We start from the raw sequence: 20373 nt of genomic DNA on the forward strand, positions 1-20373 counted from the left end.
TGCTATCACCACCGGAATTGCCAGACGACTTTGCTGGAGGGCAACCCGGAGTCCTTATGCCCTGACTTCGCAGGCTCACCTACATGAATCAGGAAGGGTTCCTCATCCTGGCCACGCAGGCTCTCCTTGAGGCCCTGATAACGCTGCAACGGTTTAATGTTCTCCCCGCGCTGCAACTGCAACTGGCTCTCAGGCAGCGGGAAAATCCCCAGGCCCTTGTCGCTGTACTCGATACGGATATGGTCAGCCGGCCAACGGTCATAGCTGAACGTCGGCAGCAAGCGCTTGAGCTCAACCTGCCCTCCCGGCTGCAGCCAGACCTTGCGCCCCGTCGCTACCAGCTCTTGAGGAGTCTCCACATCCCCTTCCTGCTCGGCAGACAAGGCAATGAACTCCTCAAACAGAACCAGACGGCTGTCAGCTGGCGCCTCACAGAAAAAACACTCCGCTTCGTCCGCTGCCCGCAAGTCCACTGGCAACAGGCTGGTACTGCCGCAGCCAGGGCAGCAATAGATGCGCTCGTCCACTTCAACCAGCGCCTCAAGCCACTCGGCCATAGCCGGGCGCTCATAGGGGCTGGCTCGCCCCCCCTCAAAGCAACGGCTAAACAGTTGGGGTAGCTTGCTGTGCTCCAGCAACTGCAGCGGCAGATTAACGAAGCAAGCGTTACTGTCGTCCTCGCTATCGTTGATCCAGGGGTGCTCACCTCGCAGCGCGGCATCCTCGACTTCAGGCTCACCGTCGCTGACCATCTCACCCTTGAACGGGTGGTTGTGTGTCAGCAACTGATAGGCAATAACGGCGAAGCTCCAGCAATCGGTGAGGCTGGACAACAACGCCTCACCACGCACCACTTCCGGTGCGCCATAGTCCACGGTGTGCAGGGTCAAGCCACTGTGGCTATCGAGGCTGATGTTGTCGCAGTCAATCAACCAGGTCTCGGCATGTGCAGAATCATCCGAGACAAAGATATTGTTCGGCGACAGATCACCGTAGAGCATGCCGCGCCCGTGCAACTGATTCAGTGTTCTGGCCATCTGGCCCAGAATACGAATACGCCGACGCAGCCCGCCCTGGCGCAGATAATCTTCAGGTGCCTCTTCTTCAGCATTAGCAAAACTGCCCAGCAGCCCCTGCAAAGGCACCAGCCCGTCCATCAGCTCCATCACATAACCGCAGCGTGGCTCAGCCAGCAGTACAAGCGGTCTAGCCAGCTTCAAATCGGCCAGATCCTGCCGGGTCAGCCATTCGATGTGCTCACGCCAACGACGGCGCGCCTGCTCATCCTTATTGGTAAACCCCTTGATCAGAGCTTGTGGGTACTGGGTGCGGTAAACAACGCCCTGTCCACCACTGCTCAACTCACTCGTGAGCTCATAAACCGAACCTTTGCTGTCCTGCACCATGCGCTGCTTCTGCGGCGCGACCTTGTTCGTGCTCATCTGTATCAATCCGTTAAGAAAATTCCAGCAATGCTCTTGTCGTCACCATGGCGTGGCGTCGACCAGTCCAGCAGCTCACCCGTCAGCCAGCGGCGCATGCTGCGCTTGCTACTACAACGCAGTTGGCGCCGGTAAATGGCATCAAAAAACGACTCAAGCTGCGATGGAATCAGATCATCCGAGATACCATCCGTCATCAGCAGTACGCCATCACCCGGCTGGCTCAACTCAAACTCGAAGCTGCGAGTATTCCGGGCATCCGCCTGGGCCAAGGTCAGGGTCTGATTACCGAAGCCCTGGCGTTGATCGGTCAGCACCCTGAAAGCGCCAGCGCTTCTTGCCAGCAGCAATCCATCGCCAATCTGCCCGGCAACAGCCCGGCCACGGGCATCCACGCGCGCCCACAGGCAGGTCGTTTCATGTAGGCGATAACGCTCGCCAAAACAGGCCAGCCAGGCCTTGCGAACCTCGTCAGTAACCGCTGCATGAGTAATGTCCGCCTGGCACCGAAGCACGTGCCGTGACAACTGCACCGCCTTGCGCGAACCGAAGTGGCTCAAGGGGCGACTGCCCAATCCATCGGCAACTGCAACGCACCAACCGCCGCGTATACCACTGACGGCCAGGGCATCCTGGTTAGGTGAGTCATCCTGTTGGTGGGCGGGGCCCCTCACCGAAGCCCCACTCGCCAACAAGCGCATCAGAAATCCCAGTCCTGATCATCCGTCGGGATTTGCAGCGGAGCAGACTGATTCGGCGTCGCCGAGCGGCTACGTGCACTGACGCTCATCGTCACAGCGCGGAAAAAACGGTGGATATCCGCAGCATTCTCGGCACGGAACAGCGGTGCCTCCGGGTCATTGGCAAAATCACCGAGCATGCTCTCATCGGCATCAGCACCGATGGCCATGGCAAAGCGAGTGGCCTTGGACGAGCGCTCGCCATTGGCCAGACGAGCAAAGGAACCCTGCCAGTCATCAGTAGGGTGGCCATCGGAAACCAGCACGATTACCGGTTTGTAGGCGCGGGAGGGGATGCTGTCCTTGTCTTCGATCATCTGGCTGGCCAGTGCCAGAGCACCACCCAGCGGAGTCGCCCCCGCAGCAGTAAGCGGGGTGAAGCCCTGCAACTGATGAGCCGGAGTCAAAGGCAAATTCACCTCTGCTTGACTGCCAAAGGTGATCAAACTGACCTGCAGTTCAGCCCGCAGGCGGCTCTCGCCGGCAAAGCTGCTGATCATGTCTTTCAGGCCCTTGTTCAGCGCCTCGATCTTGCCATCCACAGACATGCTGCCACTGGTGTCAGCCAGAACGATGATCGGCAGCGGACGGGCGGTTTGGACCTGGAATTTTTTGAGTTCTGACACTGTGTACTTCCTTGATAGTCAATTGGATATCTCCCTATAAGCGCATTCCGTGCCAACTCATGTTTTCTTTTAAAAACAGTATGTTATGCAATCTTGAAGGCCGAGAAAGATCGTTATATACGTAAAAACCGTTATTTATTGGTAATTTTGTTTACCGACACGAACAGGGGCTCATTCACAACGCTGTGGGAAATACCCCTCACAATCCCCAGTAATACTGCTTAATCTTCTGCGCCATCCGCTGTCGGCGTTCGAGCAGAAACTCGTCGAACTGATCCGGCGCGTAGGCATCCAGATTGTCCGGCAGACAGTTAGCAGCCAGGTTCGCCTTGAGGCCCTCCAGGCGGTGGTACGCCCCCACGGCGCGTAACCCAACAGTGGAAGTGCACCCATGATCAGGCTTGGGGCGGCGGCCAGGGGTGCTGCCTTGAAAAAGCCGGACTGCAGAATTCTCTTTCGCAATTATTTGTGAACTCTCAAAAGCCAGAGAACGACCAACATGTAGCCGTCTACAACGGCTGAATGGATACGGCCTTCCATCCCCAGCTTTCACGCTTTTTGTTGTAGACCTGTACCGCCGTACCGGAAACCTGCTGACCGTCTTCGATCTCGCAGCGCTCCACCAATGGCGGAGGAATAAATATTTCGCTTGGGGTAAATCCCATGCCGTTAGAGACGCGAACCGCCTCGGTGAAGTCCTTGCGCAACAAATCGCCTGGCACTTTTTCGCTCGCCTTTGCGGAAAGCACGCGGTATTGAGGGCCACGCTTCGAAACATAGCGAACAAGCTGCACCTCGATGGCATCGCCCTCGGCAAACGCACACGGCAACACCGACATCGGGATCTCACCATTGATCTCCCGGCTGACGATGTAGCGAATGACCTGTTTGTCCTCATTCACCTGGTTCACAACCCCTAAAAGCTCGGGTGCCACATCCCACGCAGTAGCGCCAGGCCGGCGCTCCAGCACAAACAGGTTGAAGCGCTGCTTCTCATCAAACTCGCCCTTGATCCTGACGGCATCCCCGGCCGCCAAACTCATCCGCGCGACCTTTGACTCAGGAATCGACACCTCCGCGGGGATTGAGCCCGTTTTCAGGAAAACCTTGCGCTTGGGCTTGTTCTCTCTACCCGGCACGACAAAGGTCTCGCCCAGGCAAGCATCAATCCAGGGCAAGTCATTGAACAGCAGCGCCTCAGCCGCCTTTGCATGCAGCCTGTAGTAGTCACGGTTGGATACCTTGGCCTGCACACCGGCAAACCAGTCCTGCGCCGCTATACTGGCAACCTCTTCAGGGATCTTGTAGCCCTCCTGCTCCTTGGCTCGAACAATAGCCTCGACCTCATGCTTGGCTGCTGCATGGTCATTAGCCTCCAGCATGCGCTCGGCGACTTTCAGGCGGATTTTCCCGGTGAACTTGTCCTCTGCCGAGCAGGTCAGCGCCTTGCAATAACAGCCCAGCGCAGCGTCCTGATCCTTTTGCGAGACAATTTCCCCCAGCAGCCCCCAGGCCCAGTAATCGTTGGACTTGGCCTTGGTCACCGCAATCCCGAAAGCCAGCGCCTCGTCATGCCGGCCCAGCGCCAGCAGCAGCTTGGCCTTGTTCAGCTTGAGAAATACGTTGTCCGGGAAGCGGCCCATGGCACTATCAATGAAGGGCAGTATGTACTCCTGCCCGTCAGCATCATCCGCAGCGGCCGCCTCCTTGCCCGCGAGCTGGATGACCTTCTCAGCCAGTGACGGATACTCCCTGCCATCCTCGGCGCGGTAACGCTCATAGTCTTCCCCGCGCAGGTGCTGGAGATCCCAATGGCGGGAAAAGGCCAGCATTTTCAGCTTGTCCTGCCCGGCCAGTTTGGCGGCCAACTGCAGCATGCGAGAGTGGAGCGGAGAGGGCTTTTCGATCTCCAGCTTGAGATAGTCACTTAAATTGCGCTTGACCTCGCCAACGCTGAAGTTCTCCTTGGCCAGCAGCGCCTTGGTGTGCTGGTAAAGCTCCCAGCCGAAACTGGTCTGGATCTCCTGATCGGCAGCACCGTTCATCCATACCTTGCGGTAGATGGCTGCAGCCTGCGCATGCTGCCCGCTCTTACTCAGCCCCTTGGCCTCGCTGATCTGCTGGCCAAAGGGATTGCACAGCGATAGCGCATGGCGAACGCCTTTACTCAGCACATCGTCACCAGGATCGACAGCAAGACTCTCCAACTGGCTGCGATAGTGCGGCAGGTTCTCCAGATCCCCGCCCTTGACGTCTCGCTTGATCAGGTCGACCAGACACCAGGCAAATGCCTTGCGGTCCCAGTCATCTACCTGCGGCGCAGCCATCAACTCAAGCGCCATCTTGTAGGCCTCGTCGATCGCTCCTTCCCTGCGCTTGGCGAAAACCTCCTTGTTGCTAATCACGCTTGCATACCTACCGTAAGAAGCTGCCCCACCTCAGCGGCCAAGGTGCCCGGGGAGCACGCTGCGACCACGGGCTGGCATTTCGTAAACTGGTCTCTGCCGTTGTACCAGATGTCATAAACAGCCACGGCACCATCGCGGGCAAAGCTGTAGCGTTGGCACCACTGCAGCTCAACAACCTTCTGCAACGTGATACCACTGTCAGCGCACAGGCCAAGCACCTTGGCGTGGAGCTCATTGAGGAACGGCTTGGCGAAATGGGCCTCGGCAACTCCGGCCGTTCCGCCATCTGCAAGCGGCAAGCCCTTGAGCGCGGCCAGCACAGCACTCAGCTCGCTGCTCAACTCGGAGAGGTAAGGTGCCGCTACACCGGTAATCTTGCTTCTTCCGTTATAGGTAATGTCTATGCGGGCAGACTCTGCCTCACGGCTGAAGAGGTAAACCTCCTGGTACTGGTGATGGAGGACGTCCTCGATACTGATCCCCCGCCCGGCAATCAACCTGCGCACCTCGGCCAGCAACGCGAGCAGCGTTGTTGCGCTGGCGGGGATGCCAAATGTTTCGGATTGCGGCGCAGGGGCAACCGCTGCAGATGCAGGCGCAGCAACGCTGGAAGCCGGAGCCGGAGCCGGAGCCGGAGCCGGAGCCGCGAGCATGCTGGGCGCTGCGCCGAGCATCTCCAGCGCCGGATTGGCCACCATCTGAATACCACTCCACGGCTGATGGTTCGGCGGATCGAGCAGATACAGGTGGCGCGCCGTGCGCGTGATCGCCGTGTAGAGCCAGCGGAAGTAGTCCGCCGCCAGTTGGCTTTGATGGCTTTTGCACTTCACAAACACATGGTTCCACTCACTGCCCTGCGCCTTGTGACAGGTGATGGCGTAACCGAACTTGAGCCTCAAGGCATTGAAATACGGATCCGCCATCAGGGCATCCTTGAACGCCTTAGTCCGCCTTGGCAAGTGCTTGTGACGCATGCAGAAATCGAGGTAGAGCGCCTTGTTCTCATCTGACGAAAGCGTGGGCTCCTTGCTGTAGAGCAGATCTTCCATGATCTTGGCTTGGAAAAACCGGGGCGAGCCATCAAGATCACGGAAGCCTGCCAGCACGTCCCTGAAGCGCAGCGGCACAACAATTTCCTCGACCACTGAGGTTTCGGGATTTCTCCGCTTCAGCTTGACGCTGCGCTCTTCAACCTCTCCGAGCACCTCACGGATCAGGCCGAAGTCACCGTTCGAGATAAAGAACCCGTACGCGTTGCTATTGGCAACAGCCATCACCTTGTCCCCCGGACGCACCTGCGCCCAGCCGGGGAAGAAGTGTTCGCGAATTAGCCGGTTGTAATCGCCCACGTCAGCGTTGGAATGAGCAATGACGATGGACTCGCCGTTGATCTTGCCACCGCAGGAGTCCAAGTAACGCTGCAACAGCGCCTGATGTTCGACCTTCTCAACGTCTGGATAGGCGAGGTCCATGGTCAGGCGGTTGAACACCTTGCTCTGCAATGACTGTCGCAGGGGCTGAGCGTTGGCCAGAATGCCGCTCTGCGCTTTCTGCCGCACCACCTCAGACAGCTCGTATTCGCTGCAACGGACGCGGTGATGGCGCAACAGATACTCCGCATCCAAAGCAGGGGAAAAGTTCATCCCCACCGGTGGCAGCTGCGCGTCGTCGCCGATAAAAATCACCTTCTTGCGGTGATCGTTATGGTCCAGATTAACGAACTCGAACAGGTCGGCAAGCAGATAGCCCGAACCAAAGCGGAAGAACTCTGCCTCCTGGTAGATGTCCGCCACCATGGACGCCTCATCCACGATGTACACCGTATCCACCGAGAGCGTGTTCACCGCCAGCTTGGCGTAGAACTTGAAAGTCTCGGTACCCTCGGTGTCTGCATCGCGGTACTCGTCCATATCGTCGAACGCATAGAGAGTCTTGTGCAGGGTGTAAGCCGGCGACTGGGTTTTGCTGGCGATCACCTTCGCGGCTTTGCCGGTGGGTGCGGCGAGCACGTAGTTGCGGCCAATGGCCCGGAAATACTCGGTCAGCCCCTTGGTGATGAAGGTTTTGCCGGTGCCCGCGTAGCCTTTGAGAAGGAAAACGCTCTCCGACCTACTACTTAGGAAGCGCTCGATCTGTTTGACCAGCTCCGTCTGGCCACTGGTCAGCGTATAGCCGGCAAAGGCGTCGTGAATGCTGATATGTCGGCGCGTGTTCGGGCCGTTGAAATCGATGGTGCGCTGCACCTGAGCCGAGGCGCACTTGAAATCATCAATCCTGGCCTGTTCTGGCGCCGGACTGAGTGACGCAGCTTCTGCCTGCGCCGCTTTCTCTGCAGCCTCAAGGCGGCTCAACTCGTCTTTCGCCATGGCCAACTGCTCGGCATGGTCTTCTGCAGGGCTGCCCTGCTCATTGGCTTCGACAGGCACAGTGAAAGGCGGATAGCTGTCGGCAGACTCACCGCCACAGGTTTTGTAAAACCACTGACCGATCAGATACGCATCACCAATCAGGGCCAGCGCAACGCTGGAGTCGATCAAGCCGCCATGGGCGGCCTTATTGCCGATCATCCGCAGCGCATGCAGCCTCTGTAGCACGATGTCGCCAACCAGCTCCACAAAGGCCGGGGACTTGAGCTTCTCGAAAAAGCCATCACTTGGTTCACAGGGCAGGCGCAAATCCCGGTAGAGCACCCCCACCAGCACCTCGGCAAAACAACGCAACTTGACCACGGCGGTATGCGGGTCAGCAAACACATAGCGTTCTGCCAGCGAGGCATGCTGATACAGCTCGGGCCAGCGAGACTTCAGCGGGGCAAAGTTATCCGAAACCATCCATATTCCTTACACAACAGGCGAGCCCAGAGACAACTCAGAAACCCTAATCCAATACCAAGACTACCTTGCAGTCTTTTCGCGCAGTTCCGCCCGGAGCTTGTCCCTTTTCACCAGAACCTCATCTGCGGCTTCTCCCGTCAGGCGGCCAGCCAGCTCCTCATAAACCTGCAAAAGCTCCTTACGCTTGGCCATGACCTGACGCGGTAAAACCGAAAAAATCTCCGGATGGGCAATCTGAGCCTCAAGAACTTTCACCTGCGTTTCCAGAGCAGGAGTCCTTCCTGCCTCAAGGCGTTCCTTGAGTGAACGGTTAAATTCAGCCGATGAGCGATTAACGTCATCCAGAAAGTCGTTGAGCACTGTAAGCGCTCGCGAAACGGCCTCCGCAGCCGAACCCAGCACAGCGACAGTGCGTTTCAAGCCCGTCCAGATTGACATATAACTGCCTCAAATCCTGAATAAATAAATCTGTCCCGTTTATCCCCTGCACTGGGAGCAGGCAGACCAAACCGCTTCAGCAGAGCCATACACCACGCGGGATTCAAGGAACCAACGCCAGCAAACTCTCAACGAGCTCTTTCAGCTCCGAGCGCTGTTTGTCGCCATCTTGGTACATCGAGCGCAGGAGGATTTTGTCGGCACTCATCAGTGGCCAAAATCGATCTGAAACATCGTCTGGTTTCATCCCCACTGCGTCACCAATGATCTGCTTGGCATCGCAGGTATTCGTAAAGTTAACCGCAACACCGGCTTCCTGCAGAATCAAATCTGGGCACAGGTAATTTTCGATTTCGCGCTTACGAGTCGAGTAGAAAGGCCGACCAAGGCCCTCTACTTCCAGCTTCCGCTTGAGATTAGTCTTGTGCTGAAAAGGATCACCAAGATCTGAGTCCAGGAAAACGCACCACGGCAGGCCAATTTCGTCGGCAAGCCGGTGGGTGACCCAATGCTTCACGTTTCCACAGCCGCCAACGTGAATCGGGATAAGTCCCTGATCATCGAGATCGCGGTCAATAACGTTTGCCGCCTTGAGGGTGCTAGCCGTGTGACGCAGGAAGGTGATATCGCTCTTGCCTTCCACCAGGATGATTCCCTTCGCGCGCTCCATACCCGTTTCGGGGAGCACACCCAGGCTCTCTGCGGCCTCCTTGAGCACATCGTCATTGGGCATTTTGACGATGGGGATACCGTTCTCATCCTTGGTCACATAGCGGATGCCGTCGATGGGCATCAGGCCAGCTAGCGCAGGGACGTGGGTGGTGACGATGATCTGCCGGTTGGGCTGGTTGGAGAGTTCCAGCAGCGCCTTCATCAGCATCATCTGGTAGTTCGGGTGCTGGGAGGTTTCCGGCTCTTCGATGGCGTAAATCACATTGCGCTGGGAGCCCACTACCGCCTTCTCTGCCTCGGCGCGGAAGAAGTTGAGCAGGATCAATCGGCGTACGCCGCTGCCGCGCTTGTTGATGGGGATACCGTTCTCACCATCGAGGGTGAAGCTAAAACTCCACTTGGGCTTTTCCTTGAAACGCGGGGTCAGCTCGTTGGCCAGCTCGGGAGCCATTTCCCGCAACTTGTCGAGGGTACGGGTAGCGACATCCAGCACGCTGGCCTCAATCTGCTGCTCCAGTGCGTTGATCTGATCCTGCAATGCAGCCTGAGCTTCCTTGACCGCCTGCTGCAGCGGATTCTTGGCCTCTGCATCGCCGTCACTGCTTTCACGATCCGCCTTGAACAGGGCGAAGGTGGGAAGCTGGCACTCGATCTTTTCCCAGATAGACTTGCTGTCGGTCGAAAGCCCTTTGCTGACGTCGAGCAGCGTCTCCTTACAGGCAATGGGCTGTGCTGCAGCACGGATAGCCTGCCGCCACTGCGATGCAACGCGTTTGTCCGCCACTTGCTCGGCTACGCACTGCTGCTCACCAAGCTTTTTTAGTTCGGCCATTTTCAGGCTCAACAGCCCAGCCAGCGCTTCATCCGCAGGATGCAGACAACGGATGGCGGTGCGCTCCAGCTTGCCGGTGTTGCCCTTGAAGGTTTTGACAATTTCCAGCGCACCCTCGGCGTTGAGCAGGTATTCCTGCGCCAAGGAAGTCTCGGCATTCTCATCCAACACCAGTGCTTCAGGCAGGCCGTCAAACTCACAGGCAATCTCGAACTGCTCGGCGCCCTCAGCCAGGCTGAAGCAGTTCATATCGCTCTTGTCGGCCTTGACGTCGCCGCTCTCGAAGAAGATCGCCAAGGCTTCGAGGATGGTCGATTTGCCATAGTCATTGCGGCCGACGATACCAGTCATGGCTTCGTCGATGGGAATGACGGTGGTTTTACGGTAGCCGCGGAAATGGGTGAGCTTGACGGACTTGAGGCGCATGGGGATTTCCTTATCTACAGCTGACCAGCAAAGGCTTTTTGAGACAGTGCACTGAAATTCAACACATCCAATTGATGTGCGGACTCTTGATTGCTCCTGAGCGATTTGCTTTTCCAGTAAACAGCTGAAAACTCTCTTTGCTTTTGCATATCCGGCACTGGAAGTTCAATGGCATAAAGCTCTTTTGTGCGAATCCCCTTTACCGTACTACCGGAAGAGCGAGCACAAATTAAGTCTTGGATAAAAGGATGCAGCAACAAGAACAGGAGGTATTCATGTGTCACCTTCCCTTTGGATCGCAGAGCTACCAAACGCTGACCAATTGCAACCTTCTCATACTCACCTAGCAAGGCAACATTTCCGAGCGGCGCTTCAGTAGTAAAAAGAACATCGTTCTTTCTAGGAAAGCCCCTCGTCATCCATGCGTCATAGTTTTCTTCGGGAATGTACTCTCTCGGCTCATCATCGACATATCCACTCTTGACGTTTTTTGCCGTTATCAAAGGAATTCCAGACTCTGACTTCTCAGGGGTCTTACCTCTGTAGTCAATGTAATCAACCAACTCCAACAGCTTGTATTTTTGCGAGTTTGCATAGCCAGAAGATGTGACAAGCTCGCCGAACATGTCCAGAAACACGGCGCGGAGGAAGTCGTCGGCGAGCTGGATGGCTTGCTGGCGTTTGCGGCGGATGGCGTCGGACTTGTCGAGGATGGCGGCGATGCGCTTTTGTTCGGGCAGGGGTGGGAGGGGAATTTCTAGATCCCTAAGCGTCCCAATATTCAGACTGGCCCTAGTTGCACCGAAGGCGTCAAACAGTTCTCTTTCCCCATAATAACGAAGGAACCAATAGAGATATTTTTTGCATACTCGATCATCGGGCTCAATAATCGCAATAGTTCGCGAGACATTTGCGCCCTTGTATTTTTCAGGACATATAGCGACTCGACCTATAGTGCCTTGGATAGATATCAATATCTCCCCACCAACAAGCTTGCTGCGCGAGAACTCACGATCAAGATCTTCAGAAATCAAATACAGATCCGAGTCATCAAAATAGTTCCCGGAGATATCTGTAATTCTCACCAGAGGCACACCGCCGTCAGTGTACTCTCCCGGCTTCAAAACCCCGTAGCAAATTGGGCGAGTTCCACTGGTTAATTCACCAAGAGAAACTTTCGCCCAAGTCTCTGGCGCTGAATAACTCACAGCATCTCCTCCAGCTCATCCAGATCCGCCAGAATCTCCTGCTCCAGCCCTTTGAGCCGTTGCAGAATCACCTTGGGGTCCTCGTACTGTTCCTGCTGGTACTCCACTTCCTTGTAGCGATTAATGGAGAGGTCGTACTTGTTGGCAGCAATATCCTCGGCGGGCACGACAAAGGCCTTTTTGCGCTTGTCGCCGAACAGGGTATTGATGGTGCTGGCGCTGAGGTTGCCCTCAATCATCTGCCGGTACTTATGCCACTGGGCTATAGCATCGGGCAGGTCGTTGCTGCCCTCTCCTTTCAGCTCGGTGCGCTTGTCGTCCAGGGAGTAACCGTCGGCCTGCAGGTCATAGAACCACACACGTTCGGTGGTACCGCCCTTGGTGAAAATCAGGATCGCGGTACTGACACCGGCATAAGGTTTGAACACGCCGCTAGGCAGGCTAACGATGCCTTCCAATTGGTTGTTGTCGAGCAGCTCCTGGCGCAGTTGCTGGTGAGCCTTGGAGGAGCCGAACAGCACGCCGTCCGGCACGATCACGGCGGCGCGGCCACCAAGCTTGAGCGAGCGAAGGATATGGGCGACGAACAGCAGCTCGGTCTTCTTGGTTTTCACCAGGCCGAGCACGTCGGGGTTGGTGTTGGTTTCGTCCAGGCTGCCTTTGAACGGCGGGTTGGCCAGCACCACGTCGAAGAAGTCCTGCTCCTGACGCGGGTAGTGCTCCTTGATGGATTTGCTCAGGGAGTCCTGGTAGCGGATGTTCGCGCCGTTCACGCCGTGCAGCATCATGTTCATGCTGGAGACGCGCAGCATGGTGGTGTCGAAGTCAAAGCCCCAGAACATCTGGCTGTTGATGTGCTGGCGGTAGGGTTCGAGCAGGTCACCGGAGTAATGCAGGTTGCCGTCTTCGTCGGTGAAGGTGCCTTCCGGGCTGGAATGCACGCGGTTGAGGTACTCCATGGTGCGGGCGAGAAAGCCCGCCGTGCCGCAGGCCGGGTCGCAGATTACCTCGGTCGGCTGCGGGGCGATCAGCTCGATCATGGCATCGATGATGTGGCGCGGGGTACGGAACTGGCCGTTGATACCGGCGGTGGTGAGCTTGCTCAGCAGGTACTCGTAGATATCGCCCTTTACGTCGCTCTGGGTCAGCGGAAGGTCATTGACCATCTCCACGGCGGAGGTGAGGACGGACTCGTTCTTGATCTCCAGATCGGCGTCCTGCATGTATTCGCTGATATGGCCGAGGCCTTCACGCTCGCCACCCTCGCCCTCGGCGCTGCCGAGTTGGGCGAAGAACGGATAAACCTTCTGCTTGAGGTGGCTGTGCAGCTCCTTGCCGCTCATGTTGCGGAAGTTCTTCCAGCGCAGCAGTTGGCCTTCCGGGGTATTGGGGAACAGGCGGTCGAAGGCCTTGCCGGTGCGATTGGCTTTGCGCTCGGCGACGTCTTCCTGCATGTCAAGCATGCGGGCGAACATCAGGTAGCTGATCTGTTCGATCACGGTCAGCGGGTTGGTGATGCCGCCAGTCCAGAACTTTTCCCAGAGCTTGTCGATATCGTTGCGGATTTTGCCGGTGAGCATTCAGTGGTCTCGATCTGTAGGTTGAGCGGCCATCAGGCGGGTGTGCCGGGCTGGTCGGGGTTCTTCAAAAAGGGTTTGAGCACGGCCACCAGCTCGGTGACATCGGCGGGGGCGAAAACACCGTCGATACCCTCGTGGGAGATGCTGGAAAACGGCGCGTCGTAGAGGGTTTCAATCACGATGCTGCCGTGCTGGGCGATGTAGTTTTTCAGCAGGTTCATAAAGCGCACCTGCTGGGCGGTGAGGCTGGGATGGGCATGGAGGAAGCTGGTGAAATGCGCCTCGATGGCGTGTGCATCCAGGCCAATAATCTCGCGTACGGTGAGGTGCAGTTGATCGGCTGTGCGACCGTAGAACTCGTTGAGCACCTCCAGGCTGACGCCGGGGTGGCTGGTGAGGATGGTCGAGGTCAGCGTCTTCAACTCGCTCTCGGCAATAGGCTCGCCCTTGTGGATTTTCTGCAGGGTCGGGTTGGCGGCGAGCATGCCGGCAAGGATGTCCTTGAGGCGGCGGCGGTAGATCATGGCCTCGCTGGCGCCAGTGATGTACACCGCGCGCTCGTCGCCCAGCAGGTTGCCATCCTTGGTTTTGGTGGTTCCTATGCCATCACCCGGCCCGGTGCCGGTCTGACGATATTTCATGATGCCGCGCAGTTCCTGGCGGGCGTTTTCCAGCTTGTCGATGCTCGGCTGCAGCCAGAAGTCGGCGCTGCGTACTTCGGCGATCAGGGCATCCTTCTGGCGGACGGCCTGGATATTCACGGCGAGCTTGTCCAACTCGGCCAGCAGGGCAATTTTTCCGTCCTCGAAGCAGGTGGCCTGCTCGACCAGGCAGCACTGAATACCGGCGATCAGCTTATCCAGCGCAGTGGCGTGTTTGTCGCGCAGCACGCGGGCCGACATCAACGGGGCAATGGTGTTGGCCAGCAGGTGCTGGGTTTTGCCATCGAACTGTTGCAGCTGCTGGGTTTGTTGCAACTGGTGCACGGCGCGCAGCTCACGCTTTACCGCCACGCTGGTGTCAGGCAAGTCGTTGATGTCGGCACGCAGCAGGGCAATGGCGGCATCGAAGGCAGCGGCATGGTTGTGACGCAGGGCGGCCTGGGCCAGCGCCAGGCGGGCTTCGAAGGTGGTTTGCAGCAGGGATTTGCTGCCGGTGTCTTCCGGCTCCTGATACTCCTGCTCGAAGAAATCGAAGTTGCCGTAGTGGTCGAAAATCAGAAACTCGGTTTTGTGTTTACCGGGGCCAAACAGGTTTGGGCGCAGGCGAGTGCCACGGCCGATCATCTGCCAGAACTTGACCCAGGATTTGACCGGCTTGGCGAACACCAGGTTGACCACTTCCGGTACATCGATACCGGTGTCGAGCATGTCGACCGAGATGGCGATGCGGAAATCGTTATCCGGTTTTTTGAATTCCTTGATCAGGGTGTCCACATGCGGGATTGCATTGTGGATGACCTTGCAGACCTTGGTGCCGTACTGCGGGTAGAGCTTGCAGAAGAGCTTTTCCAGGTGCTCGGCGTGGTCCTGACGCTGGGCGAAGACGATGGTTTTGCCGACCAGTGAGCCGGTCTCATCCTTGATGCCGTTGTTGATCAGGTTTTCCAGGATGATGCGGTCGGTGTCTTCGCTGAAGATTTTGCGGCCGATGTCCTTGCCGGCGATGGTGGTGCGCTTGGCCTCCTCCTCGCCGAGGTCCTCTTCGAGCTGGCGCTTCTGCTCGTCGCTGAGGTCGTTGTAGTGGATGCCGTCGCGTAGGAAGTCCGTGGTGAGGTCCTTCACGCGGAATGGCACCAGATAAGGCGGCTCATTATTGATGGCAGCATCGAGGCCGAACTCGAAAGTCGGATCGGTGGTTTCGCAGTCGAAAATATCGAAGGTGTTGCGGCTGATGAACTTCACCGGCGTGGCGGTGAGGCCGACCTGCAGCGCGTCGAAGTAGTCGAACAGGTCGCGGTACTTGTTGTAGATGCTGCGGTGGCTTTCGTCGGCGATGATCAGGTCGAAGAAGCCCACATCAAGCTGGGCGAAGCGGTTCATCATGCCCGGGTAGGTGGCGATGTAGATGCGCGCGGTCTGGTCGACCTTGCCGGTTTCGCCGATCACACAGCGCGGCTCGCTGGGCAGGTTTTGCTTGAAAGCGTCATCGGCCTGCACGCGCAGCTCTTTGCGGTCGCAGAGGAACAGCACGCGCTTGGCCCAGCCAGTGCGCAGCAGCAATTCAGCCAGGGCAATGGCCACGCGGGTTTTGCCAGTGCCGGTGGCCTGGATGATCAGGGCTTTGCGGCGCTGCTGCTGGAAGTGCGCGGCGACGGTTTTGATCGCTTCGATCTGGTAAGGCCGGTCGGCAATGCTCAGCTCTGGGTTGTGTTTCTCCAGCGTGGGGACGCGATACTGGCGCTGATAGGCGAGGTATTCCAGGCTGTCCTTGCTGTAGATGCCGTACACCGGGCGATAGGTGTTGTACTGCTTGTCGTCCCAGATAAAGGTCTCGTAGCCGTTGCTGTAGAAAATCACCGGGCGCTGCATGCCCATGCGCTCGAAACCGTCGGCGTACATGCGCGCCTGTTCGCGCCCGGCTTGCAGACTGACATTGCCGGATTTCTTGGCCTCGATCACGGCCAGGGGCTGACCGTTGTCGCCCCATAGCACGTAGTCCGCACGGCCCTTGCCGGAAACGTTGCCGGGGAAGTCGACTTCGACTTCCTGGCCAACCTGCGCGGGATTGCTGACATCCCAACCGGCTTGCAGGAGCATGGCGTCGATCAGCAATGCGCGGGTTTTGGCTTCGTTCCACTGCAGGCTGTCGGCCACCTGCTGGCTCTGCTGCTGACGCTTTTGCTGGTCAGGCTTGGCAGGCGGGTCGACCTTGTCGAGGTGGCGGGTGCGCTCCTGCTCCAGCTTGTCCATCACGCTCTGCAGCGCTTCCTGCTGCTGGTTGAGTTCCTTCTCATAGCTGGAGACGGTTTTCTGCAGGCTGGCCAGCATTGCCGTTGGGTCTTTGACCTCGGCAAATGCGGGGATCGAAGCCTGCGCGGTGCCGTAATACTTGATGGCCATGTACATGGCCAGTTGGTAGGCCGTTTTCAGAGCCAGTTGGGCATTGCGCAAATCGCCCTCGGCACCGTGGGCGGTGTCGTTGCCCTGGATGCGCAGGAAGTTGATCTGGTGCACCAGCGGCTTGCTGACGCAATCAACAAACACCGGGTTTTTCACCAGGTCGTAGAAGCTCGACTGCGGCATACGCGGCAGCAGTTCTTCCTTATAGATGGCTTTGGTCAGCTCTTCGGCAAAGCTGCGCAGACGGGTGAGCGCGCTGCCCGGATCGATGTGCAGTACAGCCTCGGCAAGACCGGCGAGGTTGGCCAGCAGCTCGTTGCCGGGGCGGAGGAACTCGAAATTGACTGATTTCATAAAGGCGATTCTGTCCATATCGGTCCTATAGCGAGGACCGTGCCAGTTTTATTCGATGCCGTATTTGTCCATCCAATTGCTCAGCGTTTGCTGGCTTTTCAGACCTAGCAAGCTGGCTGCCCGGGTTTTGTTGTTGCCGGTAAGCGTCAGCGCCTTGCGCAGATAATGCCCTGCCACCTCAGCAATTACCTGTTGTAGATCAATACCTTGGGTAACATCCATGGCCAATACATCAGCCTGCGCTTGCGGCAGCTTGAACAGTGCCTGCTCGATATCGTGGGCAGTAATCAAATCACCCTGACACCAGAGCGCTGCGCGCAACAAGGTGGATTGCAGCTCACGAACGTTGCCACGCCAGGGATGCTGAAGGATAAGATTTTTTGCTTCTGCGGAAATTTTCTTATCACCGAGACTGGTGTCCTGGTTGGCAATACCTGCTAGCAGCGCTTCGGACAGCAACAGCAGATCCCCTTCGCGCTCTCTAAGCGGCGGCAGGTGCAGTACGCCCACGGCGATGCGATAGAACAGGTCTTCACGGAAGCGCCCGTGAGCGACTTCCTGCATCAGGTTGCGGTGAGTGGCGGTGATCAGCCGTACGTCGACCTTGAGCTCCTGATTGGAACCTACCGGGGTGAAGGTGCCTTCCTGCAATACGCGCAGCAGTCGGACCTGAACATCTGGTGTCAGCTCGCCGAACTCATCCAGAAATAGCGTGCCGCCGTGGGCCTGCTGGAACACCCCTGGGCGATCTGCAATCGCGCCGGTGAATGCGCCCTTCTTGTGGCCAAACAGGGTGGAGTCGATCAGCTCCGGCACAATGGCACCGCAGTTCACCGCCACAAAGGGCGCAGCAGAACGTGGGCCGGCATTGTGAATGGCGCGGGCAAACAACTCTTTGCCGGTACCGGTTTCGCCGTAAATCAGTACCGGCACCTGCTTGGCCGCCAGTATTTGTGCCTGCGCCTTGAGTGTCAGCATGCGCTCGCTCTGCGTCACGATGCTGTCGAAGGCTGCATCCACAGGCGCATCCAGCCCGGCGAGCTGAACCAGCTTGTCGGTGCTGATGGCAGTGGCGGCTGGCACATACTCGGCGGCGATCTCAAACGGCACCTCAACCTGCTGCACGCCTTGTTCAAGGGAGGACTGGAAGAAGGTCGCCGGATAGCGCGTTTTGCTCAGCAGAATCCACACCGCTTGCATGGCCGGCGTACCGGGGCTGAGCAGAATGGAGAGTTGATTTGCGGAAGTACTCAGGCGCTTTAAATGCTGACTGGCGGCCTGGTAGATCTCGCCGAAATGAACGGGGGAAGACAAGGACACGTAATGCGCGGTGATGGGTAAATCGACCTGCTGGCGTAGCCAGGTCAGGTATGGCTCAACGCGCTCGGCGGGGTATGAGCAAAGAAGCTCGACGCTATCAACGGAAACCGTGTTCAGGGTCGCCAGGATCGGGCCTGCCTCAGCGCCTGCGACTGCTTTGAGATCATTCCCGCCAACCCAACTGGCCAATACGCGTTGCTTGTTTACCACTGTCCCTGTTCTCCCGGCCTCCCTCTTGCCCATCAGCGGGCAGGAGAAAATGTGCTCTGGCTCACGTCCGGATAGTAAACCAATCCTTCAACCCGGGTCTTTAACTGCCTGACTGGATGTTCAAGTTGAGCTGTAGCAACAGCACGGCTTTTGCTCCCAGCAAATATTGGTATGAGCTGCTGCCGGGGTAGAACGATGAAGGGGCCTTTCGGCCCCTTGTGAACTTAGTTAGCCAACAGGCTTTCAAGCTTCTCGATCAGGTAATCCAGCGAGCTACGCCCCTCCAGGCGTTTTTCGAAAACTTCGTTGCGGTGATAGGCGACCCAGGTTTCGAGGGCATGCCGGTTATCCTTCTCGTAGCCAGAGCCCAGGATGCAAACAAGCTCAGTGCCATGGGGGTTCTCGAGGTAGTGACTCATGGCTGAAGCCAGATGCTTGAGGTACTTATGCTCGCGAGCCTCCATTGATGGATGCAGAGGGGTCACGTTGTCACGTTTGATCAGTTTCATGGTGGAACTCCTCAGGCCTTGAGATTGGCTTTGATCAGGTTGTCGAAGGCACTGCCATCACGCCGCGTCAGGTTGGGGACATAGCGCGAATAGACACGGAACAGCATCTCGGTGGTGGTGTGTCCCATCTGCCGGGCGATCCACTCCGGGTTTTCACCAGCCGCCAGCCAGAGGGTCGCGGCTGTATGGCGGGTTTGGTAGGGACGCCGCCTGCGCAAACCCAGGTGTCGCAGCAGCGGGTACCAAACCCGGTCGTTGATGTTGCGGTATGCGTGCGGCGTACCTTCGCGGGTGCAGAAGACGAACTGGCCGCTGCCGGTTTTCTCCCGCTGGCCGATGAGGGCCTGGTAAACCGGCTCGGACATGTCGATTTCACGCTGTGAGCCGTCGTTCTTGGTGTAGTCGAGCTTGCCGCCCACCCAGGTTTCACGGATCAGAATCTGCCGACGCTGAAAGTCGACGTACTTCCACTGCAAACCATCAACTTCGGCTGTGCGCATGCCGGTGAAGAAACGCACCGTGTAGTAGTTGCGGAAATCGTCACGCACTGTGCTGAGGATCTGCAGCACTTCATCCAGAGTGAAGGGCTCCACGTCTGTCTTGGGGACTTTCAGTGATTTGATGTTGAGGTATGGCGAGGTAAACTCGAAGCGGTCAGCTGCCTCACTAAGGATTCTCCGATCAAGTCAGCACAGGCCATCTGACCTGTGCTGAAATAGCCCTCCGTCCAACTGCCCTCTGCAAGCCCGCCATTCCATGAGTCAGATGAGCTTTTCCGATTTCGAGTACGCCGGTAAGCGCAAGCAAACCCGTCGCGAGCGTTTCCTGGCCGAGATGGAACAGGTGGTGCCGTGGAGCGGTTTGGTGGCATTGATCGAGCCGCATTACCCAAAGGCCGGCGGTGGTCGCAAGCCGTACCCACTGGAAACCATGCTGCGTGTTCACCTGCTGCAGAACTGGTTCTCGTTGAGCGACCCTGCCATGGAAGAGGCGCTGTACGAGATCACTTCGATGCGCCAGTTTGCTCGGCTGACGCTCAGCGCTCCTATCCCCGAAGACACGACGATCATGAATTTCCGGCACCTGCTGGAGAAGCATCAGTTGGCGGCGGGCATTCTGGAAACCATCAACAATTACCTGCGAGACAAGGGCCTGTCGTTGCGCCAGGGCACTATTGTCGACGCCACAATCATCCACGCGCCCAGTTCGACCAAGAACAAGGAAGGCAAACGCGATCCTGAAATGCATCAGACGAAGAAGGGGAATCAGTATTTCTTTGGCATGAAGGCGCATATCGGTGCCGATACCGAGTCGGGCCTGGTGCACCACGTCCACGGCACAGCGGCGAATGTGGCCGATGTAACGGAGGTCGCTCACCTGTTGCATGGCGATGAAAATGTCGTCTGTGCCGACGCGGGTTATACCGGCGTGGAGAAGCGGCCAGAGCATGAAGGGCGGCCGGTGATCTGGCAGATTGCGGCTCGTCGTAGCACCTACAAGCACTTGAGCAAACGCAGCGTGCTCTACAAAGCCAGACGCAAGATCGAGAAGGTCAAAGCGCAGGCGCGAGCGAAGGTCGAACATCCATTCCGAGTGATCAAACGTCAATTCGGGTATGTGAAAACCCGCTTCCGTGGCTTGGCCAAGAACACGGCGCAACTGACCACGCTGTTTGCCCTGTCGAATCTGTGGATGGTGCGCCGGCAATTATT

Annotated in this window: 14 protein-coding genes and 1 pseudogene; 1 reads left to right on the forward strand and 14 read right to left on the reverse strand. The window is 57.6% G+C overall.

Annotated features, from left to right (window positions below; genetic code table 11):
- Positions 1 to 5 precede the first annotated feature (5 nt).
- From CYD26_RS19140 to xerC, 14 genes and pseudogenes are all read right to left on the reverse strand, one after another.
- Positions 6 to 1442, reverse strand: a complete 1437-nt coding sequence (locus tag CYD26_RS19140; RefSeq protein ID WP_102053328.1) for a protein kinase — start codon at positions 1440 to 1442, stop codon at positions 6 to 8.
- Positions 1443 to 1447: 5 nt separating this feature from the next.
- Entirely contained in the window at positions 1448 to 2143 is a 696-nt protein-coding gene (locus tag CYD26_RS19145; protein WP_038664486.1) for a PP2C family serine/threonine-protein phosphatase, read from the reverse strand.
- Positions 2143 to 2808 (reverse strand): VWA domain-containing protein, encoded by a 666-nt coding sequence (locus tag CYD26_RS19150; protein ID WP_038664489.1) that lies wholly within the window; start codon positions 2806 to 2808, stop codon positions 2143 to 2145. The genes CYD26_RS19145 and CYD26_RS19150 overlap by 1 nt, the downstream gene beginning before the upstream one ends.
- A gap of 199 nt (positions 2809 to 3007) precedes the next feature.
- Positions 3008 to 3169, reverse strand: a complete 162-nt coding sequence (locus tag CYD26_RS25130; RefSeq protein WP_153574101.1) for a hypothetical protein — start codon at positions 3167 to 3169, stop codon at positions 3008 to 3010.
- 148 nt (positions 3170 to 3317) lie between these two features.
- A complete protein-coding gene (locus CYD26_RS19155; protein WP_102053329.1) occupies positions 3318 to 5213 on the reverse strand; it encodes a hypothetical protein in 1896 nt (631 codons plus the stop codon).
- Positions 5210 to 8047 (reverse strand): ATP-dependent RecD-like DNA helicase, encoded by a 2838-nt coding sequence (locus tag CYD26_RS19160; RefSeq protein WP_102053330.1) that lies wholly within the window; start codon positions 8045 to 8047, stop codon positions 5210 to 5212. The genes CYD26_RS19155 and CYD26_RS19160 overlap by 4 nt, the downstream gene beginning before the upstream one ends.
- Positions 8048 to 8110: 63 nt before the next feature.
- A complete protein-coding gene (locus CYD26_RS19165) occupies positions 8111 to 8488 on the reverse strand; it encodes a hypothetical protein (RefSeq protein ID WP_102053331.1) in 378 nt (125 codons plus the stop codon).
- Positions 8489 to 8591: 103 nt separating this feature from the next.
- Entirely contained in the window at positions 8592 to 10418 is a 1827-nt protein-coding gene (locus CYD26_RS19170) for an AAA family ATPase (protein ID WP_102053332.1), read from the reverse strand.
- A gap of 14 nt (positions 10419 to 10432) precedes the next feature.
- On the reverse strand, positions 10433 to 11626 hold the full coding sequence (locus tag CYD26_RS19175) for a restriction endonuclease subunit S (RefSeq protein ID WP_102053333.1): 1194 nt from the start codon (positions 11624 to 11626) through the stop codon (positions 10433 to 10435).
- Positions 11623 to 13206: a class I SAM-dependent DNA methyltransferase gene (locus CYD26_RS19180; RefSeq protein WP_102053334.1), complete on the reverse strand. Its 1584-nt coding sequence runs from the start codon at positions 13204 to 13206 to the stop codon at positions 11623 to 11625. The genes CYD26_RS19175 and CYD26_RS19180 overlap by 4 nt, the downstream gene beginning before the upstream one ends.
- Positions 13207 to 13238: 32 nt before the next feature.
- Entirely contained in the window at positions 13239 to 16622 is a 3384-nt protein-coding gene (locus tag CYD26_RS19185; protein ID WP_102053335.1) for a DEAD/DEAH box helicase family protein, read from the reverse strand.
- Between the two features lie 48 nt (positions 16623 to 16670).
- Positions 16671 to 18152, reverse strand: a complete 1482-nt coding sequence (locus CYD26_RS19190; RefSeq protein WP_033898930.1) for a sigma-54-dependent Fis family transcriptional regulator — start codon at positions 18150 to 18152, stop codon at positions 16671 to 16673.
- Between the two features lie 224 nt (positions 18153 to 18376).
- Complete coding sequence (locus CYD26_RS19195; RefSeq protein ID WP_033898932.1) at positions 18377 to 18661, reverse strand: hypothetical protein; 285 nt, start codon at positions 18659 to 18661, stop codon at positions 18377 to 18379.
- Between the two features lie 11 nt (positions 18662 to 18672).
- Positions 18673 to 19341: pseudogene (xerC, locus tag CYD26_RS19200) on the reverse strand (tyrosine recombinase XerC); the annotation flags it as partial.
- Between the two features lie 76 nt (positions 19342 to 19417).
- Between xerC and CYD26_RS19205 the strand changes: the two are divergent.
- Positions 19418 to 20373, forward strand: a 956-nt coding sequence (locus CYD26_RS19205) for an IS5 family transposase (RefSeq protein WP_102053338.1), incomplete at its 3' end; no start/stop codon positions are given.

It is taken from the genome of Pseudomonas sp. FFUP_PS_473, assembly GCF_002858665.1.
GTDB classification, from domain to species: Bacteria; Pseudomonadota; Gammaproteobacteria; order Pseudomonadales; family Pseudomonadaceae; genus Aquipseudomonas; species Aquipseudomonas defluvii.

What these genes read in the sequence shown, in the direction of transcription:
- CYD26_RS19145 (WP_038664486.1), bottom strand. Translation starts at nt 2,143, where the DNA reads ATGCGCTTGTTGGCGAGTGGGGCTTCGGTGAGGGGCCCCGCCCACCAA.
- CYD26_RS19195 (WP_033898932.1), bottom strand. Translation starts at nt 18,661, where the DNA reads ATGAAACTGATCAAACGTGACAACGTGACCCCTCTGCATCCATCAATG.
- CYD26_RS19140 (WP_102053328.1), bottom strand. Translation starts at nt 1,442, where the DNA reads ATGAGCACGAACAAGGTCGCGCCGCAGAAGCAGCGCATGGTGCAGGAC.
- CYD26_RS19160 (WP_102053330.1), bottom strand. Translation starts at nt 8,047, where the DNA reads ATGGTTTCGGATAACTTTGCCCCGCTGAAGTCTCGCTGGCCCGAGCTG.
- CYD26_RS19180 (WP_102053334.1), bottom strand. Translation starts at nt 13,206, where the DNA reads ATGCTCACCGGCAAAATCCGCAACGATATCGACAAGCTCTGGGAAAAG.
- CYD26_RS19165 (WP_102053331.1), bottom strand. Translation starts at nt 8,488, where the DNA reads ATGTCAATCTGGACGGGCTTGAAACGCACTGTCGCTGTGCTGGGTTCG.
- CYD26_RS19185 (WP_102053335.1), bottom strand. Translation starts at nt 16,622, where the DNA reads ATGAAATCAGTCAATTTCGAGTTCCTCCGCCCCGGCAACGAGCTGCTG.
- CYD26_RS19170 (WP_102053332.1), bottom strand. Translation starts at nt 10,418, where the DNA reads ATGCGCCTCAAGTCCGTCAAGCTCACCCATTTCCGCGGCTACCGTAAA.